At 42.5% G+C, this 16385-nt stretch carries 17 protein-coding genes; 16 read left to right on the forward strand and 1 reads right to left on the reverse strand.

The features are described 5' to 3' along the window. The first annotated feature begins 61 nt into the window (after positions 1–61). The 15 genes from AC0J20_RS20755 (at position 62) to AC0J20_RS20825 (ending at position 14182) form a co-directional block, all read left to right on the forward strand. Positions 62–343 (forward strand): hypothetical protein, encoded by a 282-nt coding sequence (locus AC0J20_RS20755; protein WP_473023199.1) that lies wholly within the window; start codon positions 62–64, stop codon positions 341–343. Between the two features lie 12 nt (positions 344–355). Further along, complete coding sequence (locus AC0J20_RS20760; RefSeq protein ID WP_473023201.1) at positions 356–1051, forward strand: hypothetical protein; 696 nt, start codon at positions 356–358, stop codon at positions 1049–1051. Next, the gene (locus tag AC0J20_RS20765; protein ID WP_473023202.1) at positions 1045–2397 is read left to right on the forward strand and encodes a diguanylate cyclase domain-containing protein; all 1353 of its coding nucleotides are present in this window, start codon (positions 1045–1047) and stop codon (positions 2395–2397) included. The genes AC0J20_RS20760 and AC0J20_RS20765 overlap by 7 nt, the downstream gene beginning before the upstream one ends. After that, entirely contained in the window at positions 2394–3155 is a 762-nt protein-coding gene (locus AC0J20_RS20770; protein WP_473023203.1) for a hypothetical protein, read from the forward strand. The genes AC0J20_RS20765 and AC0J20_RS20770 overlap by 4 nt, the downstream gene beginning before the upstream one ends. Before the next feature lie 35 nt (positions 3156–3190). Beyond that, complete coding sequence (locus AC0J20_RS20775; RefSeq protein ID WP_473023204.1) at positions 3191–4507, forward strand: DUF1173 family protein; 1317 nt, start codon at positions 3191–3193, stop codon at positions 4505–4507. A 190-nt stretch (positions 4508–4697) separates the two neighbouring features. Next, positions 4698–5753: a hypothetical protein gene (locus AC0J20_RS20780; protein ID WP_473023205.1), complete on the forward strand. Its 1056-nt coding sequence runs from the start codon at positions 4698–4700 to the stop codon at positions 5751–5753. 23 nt (positions 5754–5776) lie between these two features. After that, on the forward strand, positions 5777–7459 hold the full coding sequence (locus tag AC0J20_RS20785; RefSeq protein ID WP_473023206.1) for a hypothetical protein: 1683 nt from the start codon (positions 5777–5779) through the stop codon (positions 7457–7459). Continuing rightward, positions 7452–8876 (forward strand): hypothetical protein, encoded by a 1425-nt coding sequence (locus tag AC0J20_RS20790; protein WP_473023207.1) that lies wholly within the window; start codon positions 7452–7454, stop codon positions 8874–8876. Before AC0J20_RS20785 ends, AC0J20_RS20790 begins: the two co-directional genes overlap by 8 nt. Next, entirely contained in the window at positions 8860–9024 is a 165-nt protein-coding gene (locus AC0J20_RS20795; RefSeq protein WP_473023208.1) for a hypothetical protein, read from the forward strand. The genes AC0J20_RS20790 and AC0J20_RS20795 overlap by 17 nt, the downstream gene beginning before the upstream one ends. A 45-nt stretch (positions 9025–9069) precedes the next feature. After that, positions 9070–9888, forward strand: a complete 819-nt coding sequence (locus AC0J20_RS20800) for a hypothetical protein (protein WP_473023209.1) — start codon at positions 9070–9072, stop codon at positions 9886–9888. Next, complete coding sequence (locus tag AC0J20_RS20805) at positions 9888–11486, forward strand: ATPase, T2SS/T4P/T4SS family (RefSeq protein ID WP_473023210.1); 1599 nt, start codon at positions 9888–9890, stop codon at positions 11484–11486. The genes AC0J20_RS20800 and AC0J20_RS20805 overlap by 1 nt, the downstream gene beginning before the upstream one ends. A gap of 16 nt (positions 11487–11502) precedes the next feature. Beyond that, on the forward strand, positions 11503–12588 hold the full coding sequence (locus tag AC0J20_RS20810) for a hypothetical protein (RefSeq protein ID WP_473023211.1): 1086 nt from the start codon (positions 11503–11505) through the stop codon (positions 12586–12588). 32 nt (positions 12589–12620) lie between these two features. After that, on the forward strand, positions 12621–13058 hold the full coding sequence (locus AC0J20_RS20815) for a type 4 pilus major pilin (RefSeq protein ID WP_473023212.1): 438 nt from the start codon (positions 12621–12623) through the stop codon (positions 13056–13058). Next, on the forward strand, positions 13059–13553 hold the full coding sequence (locus tag AC0J20_RS20820) for a hypothetical protein (protein ID WP_473023213.1): 495 nt from the start codon (positions 13059–13061) through the stop codon (positions 13551–13553). Then, complete coding sequence (locus AC0J20_RS20825) at positions 13544–14182, forward strand: hypothetical protein (RefSeq protein WP_473023214.1); 639 nt, start codon at positions 13544–13546, stop codon at positions 14180–14182. Before AC0J20_RS20820 ends, AC0J20_RS20825 begins: the two co-directional genes overlap by 10 nt. 5 nt (positions 14183–14187) lie before the next feature. Here the strand turns inward: AC0J20_RS20825 and AC0J20_RS20830 are convergent, their stop codons facing one another. Next, on the reverse strand, positions 14188–14844 hold the full coding sequence (locus AC0J20_RS20830; protein WP_473023215.1) for a hypothetical protein: 657 nt from the start codon (positions 14842–14844) through the stop codon (positions 14188–14190). A gap of 246 nt (positions 14845–15090) precedes the next feature. Between AC0J20_RS20830 and AC0J20_RS20835 the strand changes: the two genes are divergently transcribed. Beyond that, complete coding sequence (locus AC0J20_RS20835; protein ID WP_473023216.1) at positions 15091–16302, forward strand: coiled-coil domain-containing protein; 1212 nt, start codon at positions 15091–15093, stop codon at positions 16300–16302. Positions 16303–16385 lie beyond the last annotated feature (83 nt).

A 16385-nucleotide genomic window follows, 5' to 3' on the forward strand; every position in this document is an offset into this window, starting at 1 on the left:
TTGTGGAACTTAATCCGGAGAGCAAAAAAGAAGCAGCTTAACGGCTTAGGCGACAACTACCTTGAAAAACGCCGATAGCGTGCAGTCTCTTGTGATACTAAAGCAGTATTCTCGTTTCAGAAAAATCGGGATGCCTTCAGGTATATTGTTGCGCTGGCTGGATAATGTGAAACGGATAGAAACCGGCGAGTTATGTGAGCTGTGTGGCACCCCGTTACTGGAGCAGGGGCATAGTCATTCGGTAGAGAAGTCAACAATTAATGGCGATATTAATAAGCGACTAGTCAGTGCGCCAGTTAAACGGATTGATACCACGCCCACTTCAAAATTCCTGGTTTTTTAGAGGTATGTGCAAATGAGTGATGAAAAATTGTTAGATAGCGTGGTGGTTCTATCATCTTTGGCGTACCAGCGGCAACGCCCGGTAATGCGAAAGGAGCCAGATTTCGAATTGCGGGCCATTGAAAGATTGAGTTTTTATGTGCAGCGATGTATTGATTTAGGGGCCACGCTGGTATTAAGCGGGGACTGTGTTGGCGGATTGTCCATCAGGCAGGCATTACACCTTTCAGAACAAGCCAAACAATGTTCGATTGTCATGGTGGGCAAGCCCAGCTCTTCAGCGGCCGTCATGATTGAGATGCGTTATATTCACCGAGCGACAGTGATAAGGGTAGGTGACTGGCAGATTACGACGGGGAAACAAGGCGAATTGGTATGCTATCAGGGAGATGCTACGCAGGCACTGACGTTACCTCTCGCGTGTCAACAAGATGATCGAATGGCAGCGGGATTGTTTGTCAGTGAAGAAAAATTTGAACAGATAACCTATCCTCATGATGAAAGCATGTGGATTGAAAATCAGCCTGATAAGCCATCCGAGTTGTCTGAGAAGGACTTTGGCGAGGCACTGAGTAAGTGGTCAGAGCAAAAACAACAGGACAAAAAGCTTAGTCTAAGTGAAATGATTGAAGCATTACCGGTAGGAGAGGCAAAAAATAGCATTCGGGCGTTACATCAACAGGTAACCTCGCAGGAGGAGCAATGTTAAAGCATCGGCGTGATCTGGCAGCGGCCAAAGCTGCGCTGCTGGAGATTTATGAGAAGCAATCAGGCAAACATGCGTGTCATATACTGCAAAGTGTTTATAGTGACGGTTTGTTGTTAGGGCAGTTTTTGTTTGTCAAAGATATAGGCTGGAGAGAGTCCTCCGGTGAGCTTCGTCTTGAAACGCAATGCCAGGAACATTATGCGCTCCATACGGTGGCCGACAAAGTTATTGAAATTAAAACCCAGGTGTCTATTGAGGATAAGCAACAGGCAAATCGCATTAGTGATCAACTAGTATCGCAATGTAAGCAGGGGTTGTTCAGTTACGTCATGATTTGTTTCTATTATGCAGAACAGGCCAAATTAGCTGTCAGCAGAAAAGTGCTAAAGTGGACTAGAAGTATTTATGAGCAAGCAGAACTGACACAGTTCTACCAGGATGTTGGACATTGTTTATCGGCAGATATTGGAGTTTCTGACTGGTGCCTTGTCAGTTTTACAGATGATGTTTTGTCATTTATAGCTGGTCAAGATTATGAAAGTGTCTATAAGGATCTGCATTATTCGTTAAGGGACTGTTATGGTCATCCGGTTGCTGCCGCAATACAATCCAAAGAAATACAAAATGTTAATGCGTCTGTGTGTCGGCATTTGAGTCCAGATTTTAGCATAGGAAAAACATCAGAAGGTAAAGGACTATGTGCGGTACCTATTGCGTTAACAAAAGACATAATGGGTGCCCTGGTGGTACTTAGCAAAGACAGTGAAGCTTTGTCGCTGTTGGATGTTGATGTTATTAATGAACTGGCACAGTCTACAGCCTTAGTGATAAGGCAAAAGCAACTGGAGTCGACGGTATATAAGCTTGCTCATTTTGATCAACTGACGGGTTTGTATAACCGTATTTCGTTTAATCAAAAAGTGAACGCCATCCTTAAACAACCTTTTCTAGAAGAATATAAAATGTTGTTTCTGGACCTGGATGGGTTTAAGGATATAAATGATAGTTTTGGTCATGCTGCTGGTGATTTGTTTTTAATACAGTTTGCTCAACGTCTTAAACAGTTGGTTCGAAATGATGATGTTATTGGTCGTTTTGGCGGTGATGAGTTTGCGATTTTAGTGCGAGAAGAGCAGTCAGGAATGGCAGAAAAAATTGCCGAACGTATTGTAGGCAACTTACGCCAATTTCCGTTGTTATTGGACGATGGCCAACAGATATTGGGCTCTGTTTCTATTGGTATTTCGAAACTAAGATTCAGTATCGATGAAGCTATGAAAGAGGCTGATAATGCCATGTATGCTGCTAAAAGAGCAGGTAAGAACACATACAGGATGCAAAAATGAACTACAGTGATCTAAACCCGGTGTATGAATTGGTTAAGAGAGAGTTTGCGCCGGTTTATCAACAATGGGCATTGCTCTATCGACAATGGGTAGAATTGTCATTGGAGGCAAAGGGCTTTTTTAAGGGGGATGCGCTTAGTACTTACCTGGTTAAAATTTCGCTGGTGGATGAGCAAAATCAACAAGTAAGGCTGGTTCATCCGGTGTGGAAAGACAATACCATTCATGACGTACTAAGCGATACATCGCCTGTTCGTGTTAGTGAACGTGGGGATGCCACCGTTGTAAGATTGAGTGAACCGGGGATAAGTACAATGGGGGATAGTGTTGTGCTGACTCCGACTGACACCGGGTTTAACGAAATTAGGATGTTATTTAAGAATTTAGATGGTATTGGTGATGCGTTGGATCCGTTTATTGAGATGATCGACGATGGAGTGGTCGTGTTAAATAAAGATAGTTTGGCAGCACTAAAACAACGTATTGATGACGCTGCGAAGCAAGTAAACTCGCATGTTAATACACTGCAAACTGCGGCATTTCCTATGCCTTATTATCTGTATGATATCCAGGACGTTGAAATGATGCGTAAGATGATGCTTGTTGAAGCAATTTATCTGGATAAATATGGACATACATTTAGAACGATAGATGGACTTGCAGATCTGGTCAATGAACAGATACAGCTTCATTGGGACGAACAACAGATGGCGCAGGCAATTTACGGGAATACGCAGACTGCAACTCTTAAGCCATAACAATTTAAGCCACAGTTAACACGGGAGTGAGCATCATGGCTAAATATGAATTCCTCGGCCAAAAAATAGAATCTACCCATCCGATGTTTTATGAATGGTTGGCTACAGCCTATCAGAAACGTGAGAGACCTCTTTGTCTGTGTACGGGACAGGGGATTGAGATGTATATCGCTAAAGTTGGGGAAAAGTATATCGTCAAAAGAATGCCGAACACCGGAGGTGAGCATGCAGTTGATTGCGAGTCGTTTGAAACGCCATTGGAACTCAGCGGAAAAGCTTCATTAACAGAGTCAATTAAGGAGGATGAAGAAAGTGGCATGACTGCCGTAAAACTTGATTTTCCCTTAACTAAAGTGACGATGGAGCGTAGCTCACCTATTGCTAAGGGGGGAGAGCAAAACACGGTTAAAACGGATCCAAACAAGGTTGGTTTACGCTCATTAATGCATCTTTTATATGAACAAGCAGGTTTTAATCGTTGGTCTCCAAATATGCAAGGTAAGCGGAACTGGTATGTATTTAGAAAGTATGTACTTGAAGGCGCGCAGAGTGTGATTGTTAAAGGGGAGCCAATTGCTAAAAAGCTTTTTATGCCGGCGTCTTTCCGTGTAGACGATGCTCAACAGTGTGAGGTTGCGTGGCGTAAGTGGCTTAAAGGATTGACCGCCGAGGGGAAGAAGTCACCAGTTGGTTTATTGGTTGCTGAGCTGAAAGACTATCATAGAACAGGACATGGGTATCAGTTTGTTTTCAAACACATGCCGTTTACGCAAGTATTTGCAGAAGAATCGGTGGTCAAAGCAATGCACAAACATTTTGACTGGGAGCTGTCCATGATGGAGGAGTTAGATGATGTGCATTTGTTGTTGATTGGTACTGTGATTCTTTCTGGTGCCGGCACCCCCCGCATTGACCAGATTAGCGTTATGCTGGTCAATCAACACTATTTGAGCTTTGACAATGTAGACGACATGGAGGCGGTTGACTGGCTCGTAGGGTCACACCGTAAATTTATTAAATCAATGAGATACAATCTCAAACGCACAGATGTGATGGCTTGTGCGATGGTGACTGACCTCTCGGAACCCGTGGTTTTATTTGTTAAACCGTTTGATGCGCCTGAAGGGTATGAGGAAATGCTGGAAAACACATTGGGCGATAGTAAATATGCTACGGTGGTCTGGGATCCCGTAAATGATGGTCAAACATTGCCTGTACCGCCTGCGGGAAGTGATACTAGCATGTTAAGAAGTGCGCCAACGGACACTAACCAACAGGATGCGGACCCTACCGTGGCGGAGTATGACGAAAAGGAACACGAACCAATACCGAATCACGAAGGTGATGATTGATATCACTATCACTTAGAGTGGTTTTATATTATCCGGAAAACGGTGAAACCGACGCTATATTAAGGCTAACGCTGTGATATCAAAAGTTTATAACACCTTCATTAATCTAAAATGATACTGCTGTATTGCATAATCTATAAAATGTGCGAACATATAGCAAAACAGGTAACAGTTATGCACATATTAGCAGATGAAATACACAGCTTTAATTCCCACGTTGATGGTGGGGTTGTTAGCGTTTAGCTCTACAGGGCTGGCACAGTCAACTGACTCACCTCAAACACAGGCTTTGCAGAACGATGTGCAGCGCTATTCTTTAGATGTCGGGGGCGAACCTCTCACTGATCTACTTGATACAATACTAGATAAGCGCTTTCCAGAAGCGCGTCTTCTTATCCATGAAACGGTCAAGGCCAGGGCAGTGCCTATAGCCTTCGACGGGGCCACTATCGATACTATTATTATTGCATTAGCGCGAATGAATAATTTACGTATATGTCAATATGCGAATGATGTTATTGAAGTGATTGATGCTGCGATATATCAGGTACCTTGTGCCAGTAATGGTGAGCCAGTCGAGGTTGTCGAGGTAGGATTTGATAAAGATGCAGAGGTTCCCGAGTGGTTAAGAATTAAAGATCCGAAAGACACTTCTGGATATTTTATTTCGTCAATGTGGAAGCTGGACGACCAGCCTCCGACTGCGGCAAACAATCACATCGAACATACCCCAGATGTAAATTTAAATCAGGCCGAGCCATCAGAACAGGCTGATGTTTCAGCTAATGCAGCTTCGCAGGTCCCGACAGATTACAAACGACAAATGATTCAAACTGTTGATGCACTAAATGCCGGTAACTTTTGTGAACGGGCGGATGCGGACAGACGCGGCATTAAAGATCGCAATGGGCGAGTTGCATTTCGGTTACAAAAGGGAATGTTAAAGCAGAACATTGAGGATTTGTTGAGGGAGTTCGAACTTCCTAACGTGTTGGTGTACCAGATCGGCCAACACAATGTGTTTAATGATATTTGTATGGAAGCTGATTCAATTAATTTGCTCGTTCAACAGATTGTCGAACCATACGTGACTCCGGCTTTGGTGTATGTCGGCATCTTTAAAAACAATGTAATGGCGGTGTTTTATGCAAATGACCCAACGTTTGCAAAATATCTGGTCAGACATGGCACGGTGCAACGCAGTATTGATCCGGTGTCTAAGTTTACCGAAGGGGATTGGCAATAATGCATTTAAGAGAATTAGCCCGGATGGCGACATTAACATTACTTGCAGGATGTACTGCGGTACAAGTACCTGATGATGTTAGTGATAATGTGAGTGAGGTTGCCGCGAATATTGATTCACTTAAGCGATTTCGGCCAGCCCATCCTAATGTATTTTTGTTTGAACAAATTTATGTTGAAGATCTAACTCAGGAAGAAGCATCCCGGCCTGATTGGTATTTTGCTGAGTTCCCATCTGTGGTTGATACTTCTTTAGATGAGGCCATGACGGATTTATCTCAGGCACTGTATATTAATGTTGATTATTTATCCGGAGTTGATAAGAGTCGACGTGTCTATTTTGCGCAGAAAAACGCTACGGTAGGGGAATACATTGAAGCGGTAGCATCTCAGACCGGATTAAGCTTCGAGCTTACTCCTACTCAGATTCTGTGGAGTCGTTTAGTTACTGAAACCTTCCATTTACCCATATTCTCTGGGCGAACTGATTTTTCATTGGGCAAGAAGGAATTTCAAGGGCAAGAGCAAAAGAGCCAGAATCAAGAGAATGCTGACAGTGATTTGGTAAATTCCACTGGAGAAGAATTCAGCACGGTGTCAGATAACTTCAATAAAATGGAAGAGTATTTGAGCGGCGTAGAACTGATTTTAGGGTGTGGTAAATACGCTACAGATCATCTGCAAGAAGCGCCTGCTAAACAGATAATTCCGGTTTCAACTAACAACGGACAGAACCATAACGACAGCGGGCTAACGAGTGCGCTAGACAGATATAGGCAGACTATCAATGCGGATGTCTCGGTGTCGACATCAAACAATCAGAAAATGCAGGGCCAGGATGGCGAGTTTATTGGTTGTGACAAAGGTGCATTTGCGCAACTTAAAAAGGCGGATAATACAATCCTGGTTAAGGCTACTCCGGCTCAGATGGAAATGGTCAGAGAGTTTATTGCGGATAAAGAGCGGTTTGAAAACCGGTTTGCACGAATTTACATCACAATCATGAATGTAGATGTGACCAATGAAGATTTGTATAGAGTAGATCTCAATTTAATTGATGAGGCTATTCATAATTCAACTCGACTGGGGTTAACTGCGGTAACAAACGCCGCAGGGAGTGTGGTCGGTGGGTTGACTAGTCCAGGTAGTGCGAGCTTAGTATATCAGAATAGTACTGAAAGCGCGTCATCTGTTGCGATTGAGGCGCTTAAGGAGCAAGCTGATATCCTGCAAAGTAAAACAATCAGCGGCATTTTATCAAACAACACAGTGACCCAACTGACGCGGATTAATAAAGTATCGTATGTTGCGCGTCGAGAATTACAGCAAAGCAATAGTATTGGTGTAGGAGTCACAAGTGCGATTCAGCAGGCGGTTGCTAAGTCTGGTGAATTAGCGTACATCAGAGCGAATATTGGTGAAACACACGTCAGGTTACATTTGAGTATTAGCCAGTCAAGTTTGACGCGCCTGGAAACAAAAGGGGAAGGTTTGCAACAGGTAGAATCGCCAGAAATTGACGATATGTTTTACAATTTCAAAATGCGTGTCAGACCAGGGGTACCAATTCTGGTTAGTGGGTTTGACAGCACAGAAAAACAGGCGGTTGACGCGATATCTGGCCCTCTCCCGGGGGCTACCAAAAGCGCAAGTAACCGTCGAGCTCAGACAGTGATGATGGTAGAGGTTGAGTACATCAATGACTAACCGAGTGGTCAGTGCTGATGAGATATATTATGCCGGCCCGGAAGGGTATCGGGCGTTAAGAAACGTCATAAACGTTGCTAAAGAAGAAAACGACGCGTTCGGTGTTTTCTATAAGTGCGGTGATGAAAATAAAACGGTTTATCTGCTGACGGGTGAAGAAGATGCAGTAACTAATATGCATCGCGGCATCGAAAAGCTTGTTAGCTATAAAGAAAAAGATGTCATGCTGATCACCTACAATGATGAGGATGAGATATATATCTTATTTAGGGAGGATGGGCAGGATATTTTCGAATACCGTCTCTCTGAAATGCGCGAAGGAGACGTTTATCGACGTTCGGAGATTTTACTGGAGTTAAAACTGCATCAGTTGATGAGTGACACGAATCGTAATATTGATGAAATAATGGTTGTCACTGATTTGGATGTAAGCGAGTTTGATGAAGATCCGAATTATGTGGTTTTTAAAAACCCAAAATCGACTCAAGGCCAAATTCCCGGGGATCTATTGCTGCCATTTCGCTATAACAACGTTGAGCGTGTGGATAGTGTATTTGATGATAAGCTGCTTAATGAGTCATTGCTGACTTTTCGGGAATTCACAGAACAAACCTTGTATAAGCGTGTAAAACAACGATTTTTCATCATGGTAGCGTCAATTAGCACCTTGATAGCAAGTATTTTTTTGTTGGTAATATTGGCGCCAGATAGTAAGCCCCAGAGAACAATGCAACCAACGGAAATTTCCCGCAAAGAGGATAAAGCCCAAGCACATCCATATCAGGCATTGATAGACCGACAAACTCGCGACAGTGTCAATATAAAAGCGGTTGCAGACACTATGCTCAGGACTTTTAATCTGGGTAATGCGTTGCCAGGATGGAATTTGATAGCAATGCGAATTCAAGAAGAGCATGTAGAGGGAAAGCCGCAATTGCAGTTGTATTTTGAGCGGGACGGTGGAATCGACGAACGTATGTTTTTGTTTGTGAATGAGATAAATGGACGCTTACAGTATCAGCAAAAAAATATGGTGGTGTATAAGTCGCTAGATAGTATACCAATGCTCAGAGAAGCAGGATTATTCCATCATGAAAGTTTCGAAACATTATTTCTAAATTACATGAGTCATTGGTACTGGAATGCTGAAATAGCAACAGGTCAAACGCAAAATAAGGATGGTTATCTTGTAACCCCTTATACGATCAGTATTCCTGAGGGGTTTGCGGATGACGTCGCAACTATTGGCTCTGTACTGTATGGACGGCCGTTTGAGTTTGCATCACTTGAGATGCAACGCAATGTGCCGGCTGACGATAAAAACGATGGTAAGGCGCTGGATGATGTGGCGCTTGGCTGGAAAATTACCTTTAAAATTAATCTACTAGGAGTGCTAAATAATGTCACAACAAAATAATGAAGAACTACGTATTAATAAGAAGTATTTACGGATGATCACCGGAGCATTGTTTTTTATATGCGGGATATTGCTGGTGGATCTGGCCGTAACGCTAAGTAGCAATGCCGATGATGAGTTGCAAAAAACTTTTCAAAGCAAAGACTAAAGGTGTTATAGGCAACTACGTAAAGTACAGCGAGGTAGCTTAGTTATGGTTAAAAAGTCAGCGTCAGCACGCAGGTTTTTAAATGTTAATTCCAAACCAATGTTATGGACACTGGCGTTGCTATCAATTGGTGGTGTCGTAGCAGTGCTTATGCAGGTATATCAACCGGCTTATTACGGAGCCGATGATGCGGTGGAACAAGTACTTGGTGATGCAGCACTGACAAGACAATTAAACAGGCAGCGGGAAAAGCTGGTTACAACAATGCAAAGCACAGACAGTGAGTCTGCCACTGCGCCAGTTGCTCCCAAAAAGGAAGTGGCAAGTGTTAACACAGCGAAAGGATCAGATACGAAGGAGAGTGTTGATACGTCACCTAAACCACTGCCTTATATCGTTGCTCCAACCTATAACGAGGTGAATGAGATTGCCAGGATGATGGCTGGAGCAGTGAATAAAGAACGAGAAGCTAAGTTCGTGCAATTAAAGCAGGATCTGCGGAATGTCAGGTTGCGTAAAGAAATTTCGTTTGAGCATTTAGCAGAGGCGAAAAATAAAGAACAGACATTGCAGACTGAGGCTCGTATCGAAGCTCTGGAAAATGGAAGTATCACAAATATTGGTCGGGGAATGTCAGATGATACGGGAGCGGATGTAAGTACGTTGCCAGATATTGAATTAGTTAGCGTGACTGGCGCTTTTGGAGCAAAAAAGCCAGAGGCAGATTTGAAAATCAATGGGGTTGCGTTTAATAACTGGCGTGCTGGTAGTAAATTTTCGGGTGTGCAATTAATTGAGATCGATGCTCTTAATGGTTGTGTGCGTTACAGTTTTAACAATCAAGTTCAGCCGGTGTGTATGTAATGCTGGTGTTTCAATATCAACCTACTCCGACCTCAAAAACACGCATCATAAATGATGCGATAAAAGTTTATAAAAATGCTGAAGAGTTGGACACCTTAAGGGTTTCGTCTGAGTTTAACGATGATGTTAGCCAACTTGGGAAACATTTTAAGGTAAGTGCGGCGTATTTTGAAGGTGGCAATTTACTGGTTGATGCTTATAGCTATGCTGAACGCCAGCAGAAACTGTATAACTTTACGGATGAGGTTAGCAGTCGTTTTGATGTGACTCGTATTCTGGTGTTAGCTGGAGAGCAGTGGAAAAGGGAATGGCGAGGTGCTGAGCAAATCGAAGAGGTTAGCAGGGAATTAACTGAAGCAGAATCTTTAAACCAGTTTAAAAAAATTATGCTTGCAGCCTACCGCCAGAAAGCTCAGGAGGTATATATCCGGCTATCGGCTGATGAAAACGTGGCGTTTGCTAATTTTAAAGTCGATGAAGAACTGACTGAGTCACGGATATCTTTAGATGATTACGACCTGGGTATGCAGATCGTAAGTGCGATTTATAATGGCCAAGAAGGATTAGGTGAGCAAAGTGGTGGTTTAGATGAATTTACGACACCGCAAGAGAAGCAAATTGAATATTTATTACACGATGAAAAAGGGAAATATCTAAGCAAGTACGACATTCGTTTTACTAAAACAAAGACTTCAAAAATGGGTGAGCTGTTTGTAAACATGCGGCTTTTTCCATTAGATGCGCCTCTTACCCTTGATCAGCTTACGTTAAATGACACTCTTAAGAAGTCCATTCACGTAGCGGTTAAAAAGGAAAGCGGAGTTATTCTGACTTGTGGTCCTACTGGTTCTGGTAAATCAACCCTCAATACTGCGATCATGTTGGATTATCCAAAAACGAAACTGATTCACGAGTATGGACAACCGTTAGAACGTCGAATCGGTACCGAATATTATAACATCGTGCAGAATTCATTGGAGCAGGACCAGTCTTATAAAGGGCAGTTGAGGGCGTCTATGCGGCAAAGCCCTGATGGCTTCTTAGTGCAGGAAATACGAGACGAAGAAACAGCTGATTTTGTTATGTATCTGGCCGGGACAGGCCACTTCGTATTGAGTACTGTGCACGCTCCGGATGTATTAGGGATTATACCTCGTCTTCATAAATCGTTGAAGGTGCCGCTACAAGATCTGGCTACAGAAAATACGTTGAACTTACTTATTTCTCAGCGTCTGGTGAAGACTCTGTGTGGTTCATGTGCTCAGGAATACGCGGATGTTCGCTATCAGAGAAAACAGGAAATTGAAGAGCTGTCGGAGCTTCTTCCGAATGTTGATATGACAAAGATTCAATACAGAAAACGTGGTGGTTGTATTGCATGTAGTAATACTGGTGAAGCTGAAAGGTTGCTGGTGACAGAGCATGTGCAGGTGCAGGAGCGTGATCGCCAGTTTATAGGGAAGTATGAATTACGTGAATGGCGGGAGTATTTGGAGAAAGAGCGTGGATTTGTGTCGCTGCAAGATTCTGTATTAGAGCTCACGCTGCAGGGGCGGGTCGCGCCGGAGCGATTGGTCAGTGTTTTGAACGTGAAATAATTGCAGGGAAAACTCGGTGTCGTTATTTACTAAATTAAGGGACTGGTATGCCATGGTGACATACTTCAAGCTGGAGGATCAGCTGGAGTTTGTTGAGTTTTTTCAGGACTTCATGGATGGGCATGTCGTATCACCGGTTCAGGCACTTTCAATGGTTGAAGAGAGTTATGCTGAGTTGCATGGTAAAGACTGGATTGCTGCGAAGGTAGCAAGGCGACTGATCATGGCGAATAAATCCGGAAAATATACTCGGGTAGTCAGAGAGGTGTTTGATCCGAAGATAGCACTGGGCTATGAGCTGATCCAGAAGGTTAAAAGTGAAGATAAGCCTATGGACGTGGTGCTGACGTTTATCAAGCAAGAGAAAGCAGTAAATAAGCATGCTCGTCAAATGATGTTACCTCCATTTATATGGTTAATGATGTCTCTTATTATGCTGGGTGGTATGAGTGGTTACGTTATTCCGGAGTTTGATCTTGATGGTGTCCTTAAAGAGACAGTTGAGTTGCAAGCATCTCGTTATGCGTATTGGTTAATTTTTCAAAATCCTTTGTTTTTAATTGTTCTTTTTGGATCGCTATACGTCGGGTATAAAGCATCGTTGCAGAACCTTCGGCATGATGGTTTGTTGGGGGCGCTCAGACGTTACCTGGATGATAAATGGCCCTTTAGTGTCTACCGTACCATTTGGTCGGCGCGAATTATGAAGATTTTAGGACTGCTAAAGAAAAATAACATGCAGGATGTACAGGCATTAAAATTTTTGAAAATGCATGCCACTCCTTATGCCAAAGGCCAAATTGAGTACCTGATAAATAATTACGCTGTTGGCACTGATAAGCGTAAGTTCTTTGGTAAAGGTCTGTTAAATAAGATTCAACGAGTGAGGATAGGTATGTTCTTGCGAATGAATGATGAGGCCTTTCAAAAGGGACTCATTAAGGTTGCGGATCGTTCAGTGGACGACATGATGAAACGCTACCGAAGAGTGTTCACTATGTGGCGATATGGCCTTTGGGGCCTGGTGATATTTAGCTTTATGGTGAATTTAGTGTTAACGCTACAAATTGTAGTTGAATTATCAGACCGGTTCGGTCTGTAACGGTTTTAGTCATAACCTGGAGTAAAATTAAGATGTACAACCAACGACAACGCGGCTTTGTAACAGCAGAAATAGCTTTTGGTATTGCCATTGTTACCTTTATTGTTTTGTATCTGTTATCCAACACAGAGCCAGTACAGAATAGAGCCAAAGAGACTGCGCTAATACTGCAGATTACTGAGGTGATTAATGGGGCAAGAGAATGGGGAGCGGCCCAAAATGATGGATATAATTCGGTTTCAATGACTGAATTATCAGACGACAATAAAATAAATACTGAGTATGGGGATGGTTCTGGCCAAAACAGTTTTGGGGGCAATTTAACAGTAGCAGATGGTACTACTACCAATGACTTGCTCGTTACGGCTACTGGGTTACCAACTGAGTCATGTGCTAATGTGGCTGAAAAGCTTAGTCGATGGACAACGGCTACTTGTACAACGGGTACGGTGACCGTTACGACCATTTAAATGATGGTTATGACTAAAGCACGGGGTGGCGCCATCACAGCAATTATGGTTGTGATGGCGTTGTCTATAATCAGTGCGTATACCTATATTAATTTTAATGAAATGGTTTATGACCGGCAAAGAGCAAGGTCACTTAACAGTATTATAGATACGTTATATGAAGTAACTGGGGTTTGGTATGCCATTAACTGCACTGGTGGTGTGCTGGATAATGACGATCTTGTACCAAAGTATTTACCAAAACCCATGGAGCATCCTTACATGCAGAGTTTCAGAGTGACCGTTGTCGATGGGGCATTGCCGGTAATTAGAGTGTCGTTAACACTTCATAATGCCGCAGATTTGGGTGATAGAGCACGGTATGCTATTGATGCGGGAGCTGTCCGGACCAACAATCTTATTGAGAAAGTTTATAGCCCTAATTCTAATCGGACTCTGATTGATTCACAAAGTCAGACGATTTCTAAACTATTTGGAGATACGCGATGCGTATAATTGACATCATCTGCGTGATAACGTTGATAGTGGTGTGTTTTTTGGTGTTTCAGTTGCAAACTAACAACTCAGCAATAAGCGCACTTGGGGCTCGGGTTACACAGTTACAAATAGAGTTGGATAATAAAGGTGATGAGAGTGATATATTCGTATCAAGAGCCTATGGTGTGATGGCTGGTTCGGTGTTGCGGGGAGTGCGGCTTGACGAAGCTAAAGCATATGCGGTACAGGCTCAGGAGTGGATCATTGATGATAACAAAGTGCTTAAAGATCATTTAGCGTTACTAAACCTAATTCCGAAGTACAATCTTCATGTTGTAAGGGTCAATGATAATGAGATTAGATTGTTTGATGAGTGGTTGGTTCAGTGGCCTTTGGATGGTGAAAGCCGTCATACTTTTTTAACAATGCCGCAATTGGCTGTTAATAATGAGTTGTTGCGAATGCCGAATTGCCAGAATGGGCAAGTGCCGGCAATCATTGCTATTCCAGCGTATCGAAATGGCGCACAATTTGAAGGGCAGTTGACATTGGAAGATAAGGTTAGCAGGCGTTGGGTGATCACCATCCCTGAAAATGACGCACCTATGAAAGATAAGCGCGTCGTATTTAATACCTTTTGTGAATGAAATGGTTAAGGGGTTTTAAAAGTAATCAGCTTTGTGAAGTCAAGAGCTGCGTGTTTATTTACCCCTAAATCTACCATAGGAATACCGTCGACTTCGGCTTCAATCATAGCTATCTGAGTCAGATAGGCCAGTATGTAACTTTCGTTGTTTTTGGTTGAGTATGGAATAATTACCAATCCTTTATTGGTAAAGTACGGATGACGGTATATTTTCTCTAGTAATTTTGGTGTTTCAACAAGAGTATTAAAGAAGCTTTGTTTGTCTAATACTGTCATTTTTCCACGCTGTTTATAACACGCGTCAATGGCGGGGCCGTTGTACTTTCGACAGTGAATAGCCAGCGTATCGAGAATATCCTTTTTACATCGGTCGAGGTGAATCCCATTGTTATGGCGAACAGAAATCAAATCAGTGTAAATATCAACGCTGTTCATATTAACTGAAAATTCAAATGGGTAAGACTGAAGTCCCTTCGCTTGTGCCACTTTGGAATTTAGGCTCAAGATATTTAAGTTATCAGCCTTGTAACCGTATAAGCAGATATACCCGCCTGTAAGTGGTTGCACGGATTCAGGCAGTACCATAGAGGTGACATGGAAGTACTCATCGGTCGAATAATCTGTAGGGGACAGATGCATCGTGCCCGTGAGTTGCTTTTTCATAGTATCGTCCCGTCAAAAATATGAGCTTGCCAGAGTTATGCAAAAGTAATATTATGTATGCATACTTTTGGCTGTTTTTTAGTTATATATGTTGTTATCAGACATCTTTTTGAAGGGTAAAATAAAGACTCTTCAGATGTTAACGCTACAATAATAGTGATTATAAGGTCGTTGTAAATAGTTGACCACCGTTTTTTATAAAACCGTTATGACGCAGACGGTTAAGTGACGAAGAGACTGGAAATTATGGAATTGTTTGTTAAGTACATTACGCATTTGCCTGCTAAGCGCAAAAAAGAACTCTTTAGTGAGTTGTTTGAGAAGAGTGAGCAGCCGGTTTATCAGCCGGATCAACAAATCACAGGGCAGGTATTTGCCAGCACAACAAATTCAAGTAAGGATTTGATGTCTAAAATTACACCTCCACCTTCTAAAGCGTTGTTGAGACATAATTTGGGACAGATGGCGGCTAATAGATATACGACCATTTGTAATGATATAGAGCATAAATTTACGCCTGTAGATGAATCTTTGGCGATCATCCTGCGGATATTTGACAAATATCCGAATTTGTTTTTGTCATACCCGACTGCAGATGTACAGCAACTCTTAGATACAACTGCGTTATCAAGAAGGGAGTTGTCTATTTATTTGGGCCGAGACCAGGTTAGTGTATCGCGATATATGAAAGAAGAAGGTGTGAATAAAAAACCCAGCGGTACAACAGAAATGCTGATGTTTTTGATGCGCATGTTTGTTTTAGGTGGACGCTTCAAAGATTACGTGGCTATCGTGAATGAAGAAGCGAAGAGCAGGGGAATAGACAACCTACAGAAGCAAGGTTGGATGACCAAGGAGCAGCAGTTTTTAAATTTTGTGAAAAGGCAAAGAACAGCGGTTACAGATAAGCTGAAGAAGTTGGGGTTGGAGACCTATGATTGGCTTGAGAAAGTCGTGGAACTGGGAGGCGAATTAGACCCAATTGGTAGTACTAGGAAGCGTAAACGCAATAAGTCACTGTCTGAGGAAGTGAATGAGTATATGGAGAATATTGTCGAAGCTAAATTGGCGATAAAGGCACTTCTTGAACGCAATGTTAAGGCTTCTCAAACGGCTATGCTGAAAACCAAATTGATTGAGCTTAAAAACCTGACGCAGATGATCAGCAAGCGAGAAGAGCGAGTGAACAGGATTAATACCTTTTTGGAAAAGTATTATGAACACTTGGAGATCGTAGATAAGGTCAAAGTGGCTCGCTCATCAGTAAAATCTAAAGAACGAATGGCTAAACGAGCTGGTGGTGCTTTTCAGAAACAATATGAAATTGCTCTGAAAGATTTGCAAGAGCAAGAATCTCTGCTGGCACAAAATACTGAAGATAAGAGTATGTTGTATAAAGAGTACGTTTTGCCAGATGCGCCTGATGCGGACCGTGAGAAGTGGCCAACACATCATTAGTTTCAATTTAATTGCGTGTAATGTAATAATAATGCCTAATTAATATTATTTAAGTATATTTTTGCATTGCACGCGGGGAGACT

The organism is Planctobacterium sp. R6, from assembly GCF_055755215.1.

Coding starts and splice junctions, on each gene's coding strand:
- AC0J20_RS20760 (WP_473023201.1), top strand. CDS start 356: ATGAGTGATGAAAAATTGTTAGATAGCGTGGTGGTTCTATCATCTTTG.
- AC0J20_RS20825 (WP_473023214.1), top strand. CDS start 13,544: ATGCGTATAATTGACATCATCTGCGTGATAACGTTGATAGTGGTGTGT.
- AC0J20_RS20835 (WP_473023216.1), top strand. CDS start 15,091: ATGGAATTGTTTGTTAAGTACATTACGCATTTGCCTGCTAAGCGCAAA.
- AC0J20_RS20815 (WP_473023212.1), top strand. CDS start 12,621: ATGTACAACCAACGACAACGCGGCTTTGTAACAGCAGAAATAGCTTTT.
- AC0J20_RS20785 (WP_473023206.1), top strand. CDS start 5,777: ATGGCGACATTAACATTACTTGCAGGATGTACTGCGGTACAAGTACCT.
- AC0J20_RS20805 (WP_473023210.1), top strand. CDS start 9,888: ATGCTGGTGTTTCAATATCAACCTACTCCGACCTCAAAAACACGCATC.
- AC0J20_RS20820 (WP_473023213.1), top strand. CDS start 13,059: ATGATGGTTATGACTAAAGCACGGGGTGGCGCCATCACAGCAATTATG.
- AC0J20_RS20775 (WP_473023204.1), top strand. CDS start 3,191: ATGGCTAAATATGAATTCCTCGGCCAAAAAATAGAATCTACCCATCCG.
- AC0J20_RS20830 (WP_473023215.1), bottom strand. CDS start 14,844: ATGAAAAAGCAACTCACGGGCACGATGCATCTGTCCCCTACAGATTAT.
- AC0J20_RS20800 (WP_473023209.1), top strand. CDS start 9,070: ATGGTTAAAAAGTCAGCGTCAGCACGCAGGTTTTTAAATGTTAATTCC.
- AC0J20_RS20790 (WP_473023207.1), top strand. CDS start 7,452: ATGACTAACCGAGTGGTCAGTGCTGATGAGATATATTATGCCGGCCCG.
- AC0J20_RS20770 (WP_473023203.1), top strand. CDS start 2,394: ATGAACTACAGTGATCTAAACCCGGTGTATGAATTGGTTAAGAGAGAG.
- AC0J20_RS20795 (WP_473023208.1), top strand. CDS start 8,860: ATGTCACAACAAAATAATGAAGAACTACGTATTAATAAGAAGTATTTA.
- AC0J20_RS20765 (WP_473023202.1), top strand. CDS start 1,045: ATGTTAAAGCATCGGCGTGATCTGGCAGCGGCCAAAGCTGCGCTGCTG.
- AC0J20_RS20780 (WP_473023205.1), top strand. CDS start 4,698: ATGAAATACACAGCTTTAATTCCCACGTTGATGGTGGGGTTGTTAGCG.